The organism is Hahella sp. CCB-MM4 (genome assembly GCF_002260525.1).
Taxonomy (GTDB): domain Bacteria; phylum Pseudomonadota; class Gammaproteobacteria; order Pseudomonadales; family Oleiphilaceae; genus Hahella.
The window spans coordinates 485254-498866 of the sequence record NZ_MRYI01000001.1 but is presented as its reverse complement, the minus strand read 5'-3'; the positions used below and the strand labels follow the sequence as shown (position 1 = coordinate 498866).

Below are 13613 nucleotides of genomic sequence, written 5' to 3'. Positions count from 1 at the left end.
ACTAACTTAGAAGCTTGTCTGCGACCAGTCAGGAACGGATTCCAGATAGAACTTCTGGTTGTCGCCACCATGACAACTCCAAATCTGCCATTGTTCTGAGGATTCGGCACTACCACCGGGAATGTCCATGCAGTGACTGCCACCGTTATCCAGATTTTGGAATCTGCCGGATTCATTAACCTGCCATTTCTCAGAATTACCACCATCACAATCCCATAAGTGCATATCATCACCGTTATCGGCAGACCCGGTATTGAAGTCTACACAATATTGGTTGTTGCCTTTGGGTCTTAGTTGACCTTCGGCAGAGTAGACAAAGCGTTGGTTACTTCCATTGCCACAATTCCAGGAAATCAGGTCGCTGCCGTTGGAGTACTGGGCGTTTTCTACGTCCAGGCAATATTGTGGAGCCACCATGGGTTTGATTTTGAAGTAGCCTGGCAAACCGCGGCGTTTTCCCACCAGAGGAATGGAGGATTGGGTCCAGGAAGGCGTTTGGCTCGGCGCATCAATATTCCAACTGATCACGGACACTCCATGGGCGACGGCGATCCAGTTTGCGGCATAGGACGTGTTGGAAAAGTCGCCGGCTGAGCCCCACAGATGCATGATTTGCTTATACTCAGCCGCACGGTTCGCCGTTATCTGATAGTGGTCACCGGCCTTCACGTTGCCACAAAAGAAGTAGGTGGAATTGGAAGCGCTGATGGAATCGATGGTACCGGAAAACTCATCGGCATCTGCGGTATCTATATCCGGACACAGGAAGGTTGCCTGGGCTCCCAGACGGCTCATTAGTGCGCTTTCCATGCGGTCGTTAACATCACCGATATGTCCACCGGTCAGCACGACGATCAGCTTTCCTTTAAGCTCTGAAACGGTCGGCCAGCCAACGTTTTTCAGGGTGTTTCTGTAGTTGGACTGGAAATGTGGGTTCAGATGATTGATCAGATCCTGGTATTTGTAAAAGCGTGCACCGAGCCGGCTGGTGAGGTAGTTCGAAATATACTCGTCAAGTTGCTCGACCTCGGAGGCATACCAGGCATTGAGAGGATCCCAACTGGCTTTCATGTCGACAAACAACACCAGAGGTTGGGCGTTGGTGTGTGAATTCATCCAACTGACAATATCGTCAAGGCAGTGACCTAACTGATCGTTCTGTGCCGCACTGCAATTCTGGTTCTGCGGAGAAGCTTCGTGTGAAACGTAAGGACCTTTGTCCCAGCTCTCCCAGTCACCGCGATCAATAATATCCAGTTCAAGTGTTCTGTACCCTTGATCAAGCCAACCGGTCAGGTTGTTGCCATGTTCAAAGGTGTTGTGTGGCTGAATGTAGTAAAGCTCATCGAATCGATGGCTGTCAGTGGCCGATTTGGCCTGATAGGGAGGGTAAAAGGTGTCTGCTGATACTGAATAACTGACTCCGAGTGCCATCAGGGCCGCAAACACCCTAGGGCAGATCTTGGGCATAATCCGTGTGAAAAACATGGTCTACCTCTGTAGATTCTCACATCAGACGAATAACGCCGCTGCTTTGGGCCCGTCACCCAGGTAATACCCGCTACTCAACGGCATTTCGCTGATGTCATTATTTTTTCCAATGCCCAGAACCTTCAGTATGAGATTACTCTTTGATACCGATGATCCTGGAATGAGCGGTGGCTGCCACGGTGTCATCATGAAAAAGTAACGTGACAACGCGGTGAAGACGGCTTGAAGGTTTTTAGTGCATGGGCGTGCATGGGCGTGCAAGGCCGTGGCAGCGGAAGCCGGCCCTACGTGGCCGATAACGAGACACTAAGTGGCGTAATTTGAGAACTGGTATTCAATGTCATGCAGAAAAATTAAACGTTGTTCAATAAACTTTGCAATTCTCCCGCCACCGGACTAGCCTATTTTTTAGTCAGCTGGGAGTACCTGTTGTCCCGCAAAGGTAACCTGATCAGGCAGTGGCGGAGTGGATGCTGGCCCCTCGAACAGTTCATATAAAGGACTTAACTAATAACAAAATAGAGGACGCCTGATATGCATGTTAAAACAAAAATAAAAATGCTATGTCTCGCCGGATGTATGACCAGTTCGCTGCAGGCGGCAGCTGAGCTGGGCGATTATTCCGCATGGACAACCTTTCTCAATCTGTTCTCGCCGCAATCGGCGAATAATCCTGTCACGTCGGATCAGCGTGACGCGGAGCAATACCCGCTGCTTTCCAATCCCAGTGGTTTTGATGACGGCTTCAGTCCGGGGAACTATCTGGCCTGGCAGACGGTGCAACTACACCCGGACACAGGTGCGGTCTGTGGTAATGGATCGCCCTACAAGTTCTTCGTTAACCGGGTGGCCCATACCAGCAATATGATTATCTACCTGGAAGGTGGTGGAGCCTGTTGGGATTATGAAAGCTGCACCGGCCAGACCGGTATCCGCGGAGCACGTAATCCCAACGGAGTTCCGGACGACTATATGAGTCTGAAGAATCCCGGTGCCAGCATGGTCTCGCCGTTGGTGGTACGTTTACATCCCTGGACCCGCACGGAAACCCAGGGCTGGAATATGGTCTATGTACCGTACTGTACCGGCGACACTTATACCGGGGACAAAGTGGCCGTCTACGAGGACCCGAAAGGAGAAGCAGACCCACTCGTTTGGCATCACAACGGCGTGAAGAACATGCGGGCGATAGTGTCCTGGCTGAAGGACAATATCGAAAAACCCGGGCAGATGCTGGTAACCGGCTGTAGTGCCGGTGGCACGGGAACCCTGGGGAACTATTATCCCATCAGGCGGGATATGGATCCCAGCAAAGGATATATGCTGAATGATTCCGGACCGATCTATCCCGCCCCGGTCACCGGGTCCACCAATGATTACCCCTCATTGCCTTTGCATAATCGCATTCGTGATGTGTGGGGACTGGACGGTGACGGTAACGGGCCTCTTTACTACCTCAAAGGCAAAATGCCCACCCTGGATCTGAATAACCTGGGAACATTGACCACCGCCCTGGCAGATACTTTCCCTAATGACCGTCTTGGTCACACCCAGTTTTGGGAAGATCTGAATTATTCGTCCTACTCTTATGAGCGGTTCTATCCGGATATCTATAACGACCCTGATGCGGACAGCCGTGCAGAGAAGATCCATCAACGCTGGTACAAGGATACCGGCAATCTGATGGCGTCCCTGAATGGCTATGATAACTTCGGTTATTACCTGCCAAGGTTCCGGGGGGTCAACGAAAGCCATTGCACCACCATCATCGAATTCAACAACTCAGATATCCAGGAAGAAGGACTGGAGCTGGAGAACTTCGTTGATAATGTGATCTCAGGCTCCGGCACCGTCATGGAAGCGTCGGAAGAGGATACGGTGACGGATCACAACAAAGGATTTAATTTGCTGTATTGGTTGTTGGATCAATTACTGTAGTTGATATGGGGCGGACGTACCTGTCCGCCCCTTTTTGTTGACTGTCCACTGCTTCTTTGTGGATTGGATGGGACAAGGATAGATCCAGAGCTAGGTCCTCAGGTATTCCATGAGGAACCCAACAAAAATTATTAACCAACCGATAATCGATATATTACTGGTCAGCTTCGAAGTTTCTGCATTTTCTTTCAGATCCTTAAGAAAGTAGGATGGAGAGAAGCTCCAACCGATGAAGACAATTCCCATCCCCAAGTTTACATAGCCAACCCTGTTAAAATCGCCATCCAGAAGATGACTGGAGCCGATGAGTGAGAAAATAAATCCAATAAACAGAAATAGAATCTGTATAAGAGCTTTATTTGATTTCTCGGAGGCTTTGGTTCTCTGCATATATTAATTATCCAAAGTCTTTGGTGGTCTAAGTTACTGGCGCTAAGAATAGAAACCCTTCCAATATTCATCATGTGTGCAGTTGAAGTCGTGAGGAGTTGTTTTTCTCAAGAATTCGTATCTTTCACCAAGTGCTTCATTTGCTTTATTCATTGTGCATTTCGCAAAATCCCGATACTGCCTGATAAACTCCAACTTTCGGTTTTCTGTTATTAGTTTATCCAGGTGTTGCCATGGGTCATCTTTTTGATCAAAGGCCGTTGTCGCTGTTGCTTGATGAAAACGCAATTGCCATTGTTCCGCGGATTTTGTCCAGAGCGATGATCTTAGAGTATGTCGAGTGAAGGTTTTATCTTTTTCAACGCGGGCGGACTTGTAGGTGAGTAGAGCTACGCCTGGCGAAAGTACTGACACTGTAAATTCCTGAGCCCAGATTGAGTGACTTGAACTTTCTAGGGTCAAGTGATGCATAATCTCAGGCTTTGTGTATGCCTGACCTGAGCGGCCGAACTCGATGAACTCCTCATGCAGCAAAGCCGTGAGGCGGTCAGAGTTCTTCCGAATCTCGGGCTGGTGAAGCTCAACTTCAAGAGATTTCAGTAAGAACAGGAGGTGGTTATTGATCATCTATGCCAATAGGACTTTATATAATTCGAATTTCTGCCAGAGCAAATATTGTGGCAGAAATTCGAATGAATAGAGAGTCCACCATGATAGAAACGTAAAGAATCTACTCTCTCTATTCAATCACTCCACCTTATAAATCTCACTCCTCAACGCCTGTAACCGCTGAGCCAGATACTTATCCCGGCTCAATCCGTCCGGGTAGTGAGACATTTTCATTACCTCTTTCACAATTTCAGCTTCCTGTTTTTTGTAGCTGACAAAGCGGGGATCGGGGTGGTCGCGGTATTCCTGCATTCTTGCTTCGCTGAGTTGTTTGTATTGCTCGATCAAGGCCTGACCTTGCTCTTTGGCTTGCTCGGGGTCGGGGGAGAATTTCAACGCAGCGAGTTGCAGTAGAAGGGCTTCGGCAGAAGTGACTTTCTTTTCCTGTTCCAGGACGTGAACTTCGGCCATCAGTTTATCGAACCGCTCCCGCCGTGTCTGATCGTCCAGCTCGTCAGCGTGTTGGATCAGGTCCCGCATTTCATCACGGGTGTGGAACAGTGACTGATATTCTTCCAGCTTTTCCAGAGCCTCTTTGGGTAGCTGTGAACCTTCCTGGGCTTTCGTTGACGGGCTTTTCTGGGTATCAGAGGATTGGGTATCCTGAGCGGCAATGGTGGAAACTTTAGCCCTGGTTGTGGATGGGGGGACACTGGCGGGTGTTTGCGGCTCCGAAGGGAGTAGGGTGTATGCGAGCCAGCTTGCAACCACCAGCACTGCAGTGGAAATCAAAATGCGGATTTTTGTGGTCATGAGCAGTTCCCTGTCTTATTTTTATTGAACTTACAGCTCCCATTCATTATTGCGATTTTTCCAGGTGCTTAACACAGGATTGGCTCACACTTTTGAAGCGTTTGCGTTCCCATTTTTATTCTTCCCCATAACATCCACCAGTTTCTGGTCCAGTGCCAGGATTTGTTTAGCCATGTTTTCCAACAGAATCAGGCAGGTGTGTGGCTGGCTGCGAATCAATGAGGTGAATTCATCCATTGAAACAGCCATCACGGTACATGGCCGTTCTGCAATAACCGTCGCTGTCCGCGGCGTTTGGGTCAAAGCCGCCATGGCACCGAAGATTTCACCGGCGCTGACTTGCCCAACTTCCTGTCCTTGAACGTAAACAACAGCACGGCCGCTGATCAGGTCATAGACCTCTTCTGCCGGGTCCCCTTCCTGGATGATGGTTTCACCTTGTTTATAGTTTTTGAAAGATGCTTTGGTTTCTGGGGCCGTATCAAGGCCATTGCAGCAAGCCTCGGCAAAAAATGCGGATAGCTGCAAAAGATAGTTCTTGAATTGCGTGGAGCCGGTCGCAACCTCTTTAAAGGTTTTCTTGTCGATACGTGATAGGGTGACCGGGGTGACAGCTCGTATCGTGGGAAGAGGGAACCCAGTTAAAACCTGGATACCGACCAAATCTCCTTTATCGAAACAGTAAACGGCGTTTCCTTCGGTGACAGCGTCCAACTCGCCACTTTCGACAAAGTACAGGTAGTCGCCTTCATATTCCCGATAAAGATTGTCAGTCTCGTCGATATCGATAGTTTCGCACACCATTTTTATCGTATTGAAAAGGTGTTGGCTGGCTTGGGTGACGTCGGAACCCAATGCGTTGAGTTTTTCTGAGAAGCCATCAAGAAATTGCATTGTTATATTCCTGTACAGATCAAGTTTATGGGCTGGTTATTGCTTCTCCATCAGCAGAAGGCCTTCCACATGAGTGTTGGCGTCGTCATATTTCTGCAGGTCAAAACCTCCGGCAAAGGCATCTCCCGGTTCTACGAAAATGCCGTTGACTCTTCCGGTGACACAATTGGTACAGTTGATCGAGCCGCTGATTTGTCCATCTAGGACATCCATCGAGGCCTGGGCGTTTTCATAGACACCGTCCATCTGGACTGTCCAGTTCTGGTTGACGGTCATGACATTCAATGCTCCATTGGTGATATCTCCGGAATCGAAATCTATATCAAAGGAACCCGTAACTCCTGTAACGGCACCATCGGAGCCGGTACCAAGAAAATCCGGTGTGGCGGCGAATGTGGCTGTGCCGGTGAGGTTAGCCGTGTTAGCTGCTTCGGCGGTTAACCAATAGACGGTTTCTTCTTTCTTTTCCAATAATGAGGGTTGGTTCGGGTCCTGATAGACATATACGGGATTACTGGGGGAAGCATTCCAGACCCCCCAGCTTATGTTGTTGTGTCCACCAACATTTGGATTAAAGTTGGACAGCACGGCCTCACCCCGTCGTGCCACTTCGTAGTTCCCGAGATTGGACGGGTCAATAAACTCTGGAGGTGGTACTGATCCACCTGTGTATTCCACGTCAGGCACCAGGAATACCGGCTCTCCATTGGCGTCGTAGACAATTTTCATGGTGCCGGACTGGATATAATCGATGCCTCCGAAACCATAGGTTCCGGTCATGATGCCGCCTAACGAGTTCGAAAGATCCGTGTCGGTTGCCGTTGAGCTGGTGGTATCGAAGAATACAATGCCGAACTGCAGGGTCTCATCATTGGTGGTCGTGTAGAACTCAAGTTTGCCCGGATTCATGGTGGACTCCCGCACCCCTATGGGTGCGCCGGAAATCGTCAGCTCATCCTCGATATCTGCAATCAGGCTATTGATGTCGGTAATGTTGTCCTGCAGGGTAATGACCACATCAGTGGGTACAGGCGTCGAGCCGGGTATGTCGTGGTAATATTGGAGGCCGAAGTTGACAGAGCCGGCAGTGGAGTAATCATATGACGCTGGTGCTTGCATCGAAATGATCGTGGCCAGAATGACTTCACCTGGACCGGTAATGACAGCTGACCCCAGTGTAGAAGTCGTACTGATCTGATTGAATTCGTCTATTGTCAGACGGGGGTCATCAAGTGATGCGGTGGTCAACGGGTCAGTGCCGGTGAGGACGTCTGTCAGGTCGGGGTTGGTTTCAGTGAAGTTCAGGTCTTCCGGCGGGTTCAGCTCATCAATGGGATTGGTGGTATCCAATGCAAGAACAGGTTCTTCCTCAAACTCCGTTTGATTGGTTTGTTCCTGCGTATCGGTGAACTCTGAATTGGTTGTGTCATTGGGGGGACGGCTGTCTTCGCTCAGATTGGACGTTTCTCCCCCTTCCATGGGGTCGCTATTGTCCGCGACAGTGGTTCCACCATCCGGATTTTCTCCCTCTGTTGTCGATTCCTGGTCAGAAGATTGCTCGTCGGAAGATTGCTGGTCTGAGGGAGGTGGATTGGTCGGCGCTCTGCGTGCCTGATTGCCTAGCAGAGGAAGGCCCTGTTGCAGTTGTTGTGGAGGCTCGGCCAGTCCTGTGGGTGTCTGGCCGGGGGAAATTTCCGCATAGCTGAAGGGAACGTCCTGGCCCAGGTTGAGCTGTCCGGCGGGATTTTCCAGTTTGATACCTCCTTGCCATACCGCGACCAGCAACTTTTGTCCGATGACTTCCAAGGCCTCATAATGCGTGCCGCGAATTCCAATACTGGCCGCGTTGGTGGAAACTTTATAAGTGTCACTGCTGCCTTTACCTATGGACCCAGTGATAGTTCGGAAACCTCCTTCCAGCAGCTTCATGACGGCAGCACCGCCTTTGGCGTCATCCCCAGCTTCATATTCTTCAATCTGGAAGCGGGTGTTCTCGCGGAGCGTCATGACGGCCTTATCGGTAAAGCGTAGCTGTACCATTGAATCGCTGCCGGTTGTTAGCGTATCGCCCACATAAATAATCGAACGCCGTGCCAGCTCTCTCGATTCCCCCTCGTTGTCGATGGCATTGGCTGAGCCTTTGGCCATGATGACCTTTGCCGCTTCAATATTAGCGGCTTCCACCTGTTGGCAAAGAATGATCAGGCTGACCAACAGCCAGGTTGAGCGGGTAATCAGTTGCACATACATGGCACAAAGTCCTCTTATGGCACTTTCTTTTGTCGCACTCTCTTTTATCGCACTTTCTGTGTCGCACATCTTTCGTATCGCGCTTGTCTCTTGTTTCTCGTTGCGCTTTTCTGGATCTATCAAAATTTCTTACGGATTCTGAATTCCCCTTTCCAACGGGAGTAATCATACAGATCCAGGTTGCTCATATTCTTGGTGTAAGCCAGGTCCGCGATAAGGCTGAGGTCCTGTCCGAATTTCCATTCACCCCCTGCAGTTGCCTGATACGAATCGTCACTGCGTGTTTCTCCGAACACAGGATGCTCCGCCTTGTAGTGGGCGAAGTAACCGGAAGCGCCAAGGTAAGGCGTCAGAGTGGAAGATGCCTGATAGCGAATCTTATAACCGACACTGTTGAAATCCTTGACCAGATAAGCTCCCCCGTCCGTTCGTGGATTTTCGGTGCCTGTAATAAAGGTCAGAATGTGAAGGAACTTGTCGTAAGGTGCCAGCACCGCGAGGCTGATCGCGGGCTGGTAGGCATTCAGTAATTCATTGGCAAAGGAGTCTTTGATGGAAATCCCTGTATAGAGATAGGTCAGGGCATGTTCGCCCCATTGCTCTTTCCACTGCCCAAATAATCCGGAGCTGCGCTGATAGTCCTCTGAATCAAGCAAAATATGTTGATAGAAAGGGCCGGCTTGAAGTTCACGGTTGGTCAGAGAATGTTTCCAGAATCCGGAGAGTCGAAAGGTGTCCAGATCGTAGTCACTGTTAACGAAATTGTGTTTGTGGCGACTATCAAAGGTGAGATTGGCGGAATTGATCTGTGAAAACGGATGGCCATAACTTAAGTTGGTTAAGACCGTGGCATAGCCGCTTTCTGATTCAAGAGCGGAATCAGGCAGTTCGAACAGGCCAATAAATCGCTCATTGGTGGCATTGTTGATGTTGCTGTCGTAACCGGAACCAATATCTATATAAGCGCTCCAGAGCTTCTGCTGTTCATCCTGCCGATCTTCAATAGCCCTCAGAAACCTGCTGATATTGGTTTTGACCGCAACAGGTGGTTGGTTGGCGAGTACCTGTTGAAATTGTTCTCTCGATTTATCGTATTGTTTTAACTGATACAGCGTGCGGGCATATTCCAGTCTAAATCTGTCCTGTTCAGGGTAGAGGGCGACCAGTCGTTCGAAGATGAATTGCGCCTCGGGATAATGTCGGGTTTCTAGCGCAGACAGCCCAAAATAGAAATCAAAGTTTGGATCTCCCTCCATCTCATCCAGATGTTCAGCGCCGAACTGATAGGCTTCCTCATACTTGGAGCTGGAGTACAACTCCTTCAGGCTGGTGTTAATTGAACTATGCTTTATTGAGTCTTGGGCAACACAGAACAAAGACCAGGTGGCTGTAACTATCACCAGCAGGAGGCGTAGCAGGCGAAATTGCGGCGAAGTGATCATCCCTTTAGCTATCCATGTAGAAAGCCTTCGATGCCATTAAGTCTAGAAAGGGTAGATGATTTTTCCAGCAACTCAGTGAAACTGTTCGTAGCCTGTATGTAATTGTTCTGGCAGTTCAGGTTAATGAAGGGTTGCAGGCCTCAAAGGGATACAGCTGGAGACTCCCGAAGGAGATAGCGGATATCAACATTTCAGCATTCTCTAAACACTTGCCGGTCGTGCTGATTGCTGTACTGATCATGATCTGGCAATTGACCACTCAGGTGGGCGACCGCTCTATCCTGAATCGCCTTGACTACATCTTTTACGATTGGCGCGCTCAACTGGGGGCTTTCTTCGCTCCTCACAACGTAGGCGATGATGTCGTACTTGTGGATATTGACGAAGACTCCATTCTCCATGAAGGGCGCTGGCCCTGGAGCCGAACCAAAATGGCAGACATGGTGGCGAAGTTGAAGGAAGCTGAAGCCACGGTGGTAGCGTTTGATGTTGTATTTTCCGAAGCTGAGTCGATCGATTTTCTCTCGCCGGAAAGCGTCAGCGTTCCTCTCAGTCAAGAGGAACGCGTCCTGTTGGAGCGACTCGCCAAGAACTGGCGTGCTGATGATTTTTTTGCTCGGCAGCTGATGACTCTGGATGCTGTGCTGGGATTTTTCCTGCACACCAATATCTCTGTACAGACAGGCGTTCTACCTGATTCGCTGGTATCACCACCACCCCATCATGTGCTAATACGGGCAGTCGGCCACACGGCACCATTACCCGTGTATCATGACGCAGCCGCCGCTTCGGGGTTTGTGACAACCTTTCCGGATGCTGACGGTGTTATCCGCCGTACACCACTTTTAATGGAGGAGAACGGCAAGGTATATCCATCCCTGGCATTGGCGGCTGCCATGGCCTATCTGCTGTTGGATGATATTGATACCAGCTTTGTTCCAGTGGGGGATATTGAGGCCCTGTCACAAATCACGTTAACTGATTTGCCGGTGAATACTGACGCTTTGGGAAGAGTGTTGATTCCGTATCAAAAAGGGAGAGGGCAGTTTCGTTATATTCCGGCATGGAAAGTTCTTGCGGGAGAGCTGAAAGCGGGAGAACTAAACGGAAAACTGGTATTTGTGGGGACCTCCGCCATCGGGCTGGCAGATCTGGTCAGTACCCCCTTCGAAACGTCATTCCCAGGGGTGGAAGTGCAGGGACTGGTGGCACAGTCATTACTTTCAGGCGTATTTCCGCACCGACCAGTATGGGAGCCCGGAGCCTTGTTGGTATTTCAAATCCTGTTTTTGTTCCTACTAATGTGGGTATTTGCCGATCGGCGACCGGTCGCCATGGTGCTGTGTTCCACCGTCATCAGCCTGTTACTGGTTGCAGGCAATACAGCCGTATGGAGCCGTGGCCATCTTGAGTTTCCGCTGGTGAGTACCCTGATCATCGTGCAAGTCATTTTCGGTTGGTATCTGGTGACCGGATTCATCAGCGAATTTGCCACTGAACGACGTCTCCGGGAAATGTTTGCACAGTATGTCCCGCCGGAACATATCAATCGAATGCTGGATAACCCCGAGCATTATTCGCTGGAAGGTGACAGCAAGGAACTGACGGTACTGTTTTCCGATATCAGAAGTTTTACCACGATATCGGAGCAACTTTCTGCCTCGCAGTTGAAGAATCTGTTGAACATTTATTTCACCCCGATCACCGAAGCCATCTTTCGTAATGACGGAACCATCGACAAATATGTGGGGGATATGGTGATGGCTTTCTGGGGGGCTCCGGTTGATGATCCACGTCACCGGGAAAAAGCCATTCTGACCGCCATGGAAATGCAGGCGATTACCCGGAAAATCTCTACGGTATTGTCCGTGGAAGGGCTACCCCATATCCGGGTAGGAGTAGGCCTCAATACCGGGGTGATGAACGTGGGGGATATGGGCTCCAAATACCGCAAGGCATATACCGTGCTGGGCGATGCGGTTAACCTGGGTTCCCGGCTTGAAGGGCTGACCAAGTTTTATGGGGTGGACATTCTGGTAGGCGAAAACACCATTGAAGGAGTGGAAAATATTGTCTTTCGATTCTGCGACCGCCTACAGGTCAAAGGCAAGGACGTCGCTATTGATGCTTATGAGCCATTGGGTGAAAAAAGCGGCCTGTCGATTGAGGTGATGGAGCGCTTGAAACAGTACCGTCAGGCTATCCAGTATTACCGGGAGAGGTGCTGGCAACAGGCGGATGACCTGCTGCATAAGCTACAACTGGAAGAACCTGATTGCCGACTGTACCAGCTATACCGGCAGCGGATTGAGCAACTGAGGAATACTTCCTTACCTGAAGACTGGGACGGTGTATTCCGTCACACAAGCAAATAGCAATGAAACAGTCTTTGTGGGCAGAGGCCTCAATCTATCATACCTGCAAGTTGTCGGGTCAGTTCGGTAGCTGAAATCTCCTGGCACCCGCTGACATTCTGGCCTGCCCATAAAGGTGAAAAATCTCCTGAGCCATTTCCCTCTGCTGCAGATCTCAATGGTGCCACAGCGGGTGCGGCCAAGGGAAATGGTGCCACTGAGGAGCTCATGGGGCCTGTTTCCCGCATGAATCTGTTCACAATTCCCCTGGCAGGCTTGCCGGAAAATACATTGGTCAGTGCTGTATGGCGGGCTCCCTCGGATTTCAAAGCCCGTCTGTGAATAGCGGTTGTTGTGGCCTCCGGGCATAACAGATAAGCCGTACCAACCTGAGCCCCAGCTGCCCCCATACCGAGTGCGGCAGAAACTCCCTGATTATTGGCGATACCACCCGCTGCAACCACTGGTACACGGACTGCATCAAGTATTTGCGGCAAAAGTGCATAACTTCCCATTTGAGTGGTGATGTCATCTGTAAGAAACATCCCCCGGTGGCCACCGGCTTCCAGTCCCTGGGCGATAATCACATCCACCTCTCGTTGTTCCAGCCACAGGGCTTCCTCAATGGTGGTGGCCGAAGCGAGAATCTTGGCTCCCCAACCTTTGACCTGGTCCAATAACCCTGGTTCAGGTAGTCCGAAATGAAAGCTGACTACAGGTGGGCGAAACGCTTTGAGGACATCAAGCGACTCCTGACTAAAGGGCAGTCTGCCGGGACCGGAAGGAATAGAGTCCGTATCAATGTTGAACTCCCGGTAATAAGGAGATAGGACATTTTTCCATTGCTGCTCTCGTTGAGGATTTGGCTTGGGAATCTGATGGCAGAAAAAATTCACATTGTAAGGACGATCTGTCGCCTGTCGGATGGCCTCCAGTTCTTTTCGCAAATTTTCGCTGGTCAGCATCGCGCAGGGGAGGGAACCCAAACCACCTGCGTTGGATACTGCAACTGCCAGTCGATGATCCTGAACTCCGGCCATGGGGGCTTGAATGATGGGAAGCTCAATCCCCAGCAGGTGTCGAATACTCATGGAAAATTCCCTCCAATGGACAAAAAGGTCATGTATCACAAGGACTCATGTTAGCGAAAAAAGTTCCTGTATCCACCATAACGGAGAGTCAGGGTGGCTGATATTTGGAATAGATTTCCTGAATGTGTCTGAAATGGCTGACATCAGTGTCCGGCCAATCGGACGTATCTGACAGGTTGTATTGGAGAGTATCCGAATATCCATACAGTCAGGCGAGATACTCTGATTTCCGGCACTGCAAAATCGTCGTGATAGTCATCTAATATGCTGAAATGTTTGGAATTAAATGTTCGTGGACGTCGGGTTGCTTTGGGCTGAGTCGATCACTGATCACTGATCAC

At 50.0% G+C, this 13613-nt stretch carries 9 protein-coding genes; 2 read left to right on the top strand and 7 right to left on the bottom strand.

Annotated features, from left to right (window positions below; translation table 11 throughout):
- Positions 1-6: 6 nt before the first annotated feature.
- Positions 7-1470 (bottom strand): ricin-type beta-trefoil lectin domain protein, encoded by a 1464-nt coding sequence (locus tag BTA51_RS02255; RefSeq protein ID WP_246840886.1) that lies wholly within the window; start codon positions 1468-1470, stop codon positions 7-9.
- Positions 1471-2025: 555 nt separating this feature from the next.
- Between BTA51_RS02255 and BTA51_RS02250 the strand changes: the two genes are divergently transcribed.
- Complete coding sequence (locus BTA51_RS02250; protein WP_094705756.1) at positions 2026-3429, top strand: pectin acetylesterase-family hydrolase; 1404 nt, start codon at positions 2026-2028, stop codon at positions 3427-3429.
- A 432-nt stretch (positions 3430-3861) separates the two neighbouring features.
- Here the strand turns inward: BTA51_RS02250 and BTA51_RS02240 are convergent, their stop codons facing one another.
- The 5 genes from BTA51_RS02240 to BTA51_RS02220 form a co-directional block, all read right to left on the bottom strand.
- On the bottom strand, positions 3862-4446 hold the full coding sequence (locus BTA51_RS02240) for a DUF4440 domain-containing protein (protein ID WP_094705754.1): 585 nt from the start codon (positions 4444-4446) through the stop codon (positions 3862-3864).
- 120 nt (positions 4447-4566) lie between these two features.
- A complete protein-coding gene (locus BTA51_RS02235; RefSeq protein ID WP_094705753.1) occupies positions 4567-5241 on the bottom strand; it encodes a hypothetical protein in 675 nt (224 codons plus the stop codon).
- An 84-nt stretch (positions 5242-5325) separates the two neighbouring features.
- Positions 5326-6135, bottom strand: coding sequence for a cyclic nucleotide-binding domain-containing protein (locus BTA51_RS02230; protein WP_094705752.1), 810 nt, complete (start codon positions 6133-6135; stop codon positions 5326-5328).
- A 36-nt stretch (positions 6136-6171) separates the two neighbouring features.
- Complete coding sequence (locus BTA51_RS02225) at positions 6172-8385, bottom strand: FecR domain-containing protein (protein WP_094705751.1); 2214 nt, start codon at positions 8383-8385, stop codon at positions 6172-6174.
- A gap of 119 nt (positions 8386-8504) precedes the next feature.
- Entirely contained in the window at positions 8505-9827 is a 1323-nt protein-coding gene (locus tag BTA51_RS02220; RefSeq protein WP_094705750.1) for a M48 family metallopeptidase, read from the bottom strand.
- Positions 9828-9958: 131 nt separating this feature from the next.
- Here BTA51_RS02220 and BTA51_RS02215 point away from each other — a divergent pair, with 131 nt between their 5' ends.
- Positions 9959-12202, top strand: coding sequence for a CHASE2 domain-containing protein (locus BTA51_RS02215; RefSeq protein ID WP_246840885.1), 2244 nt, complete (start codon positions 9959-9961; stop codon positions 12200-12202).
- Positions 12203-12231: 29 nt separating this feature from the next.
- Here the strand turns inward: BTA51_RS02215 and BTA51_RS02210 are convergent, their stop codons facing one another.
- Positions 12232-13272 (bottom strand): nitronate monooxygenase family protein, encoded by a 1041-nt coding sequence (locus BTA51_RS02210; RefSeq protein ID WP_094705749.1) that lies wholly within the window; start codon positions 13270-13272, stop codon positions 12232-12234.
- Between the last annotated feature and the right edge of the window lie 341 nt (positions 13273-13613).

Coding starts and splice junctions, on each gene's coding strand:
- BTA51_RS02255 (WP_246840886.1), bottom strand. CDS start 1,470: ATGCCCAAGATCTGCCCTAGGGTGTTTGCGGCCCTGATGGCACTCGGA.
- BTA51_RS02250 (WP_094705756.1), top strand. CDS start 2,026: ATGCATGTTAAAACAAAAATAAAAATGCTATGTCTCGCCGGATGTATG.
- BTA51_RS02240 (WP_094705754.1), bottom strand. CDS start 4,446: ATGATCAATAACCACCTCCTGTTCTTACTGAAATCTCTTGAAGTTGAG.
- BTA51_RS02235 (WP_094705753.1), bottom strand. CDS start 5,241: ATGACCACAAAAATCCGCATTTTGATTTCCACTGCAGTGCTGGTGGTT.
- BTA51_RS02230 (WP_094705752.1), bottom strand. CDS start 6,135: ATGCAATTTCTTGATGGCTTCTCAGAAAAACTCAACGCATTGGGTTCC.
- BTA51_RS02225 (WP_094705751.1), bottom strand. CDS start 8,385: ATGTATGTGCAACTGATTACCCGCTCAACCTGGCTGTTGGTCAGCCTG.
- BTA51_RS02220 (WP_094705750.1), bottom strand. CDS start 9,827: ATGATCACTTCGCCGCAATTTCGCCTGCTACGCCTCCTGCTGGTGATA.
- BTA51_RS02210 (WP_094705749.1), bottom strand. CDS start 13,272: ATGAGTATTCGACACCTGCTGGGGATTGAGCTTCCCATCATTCAAGCC.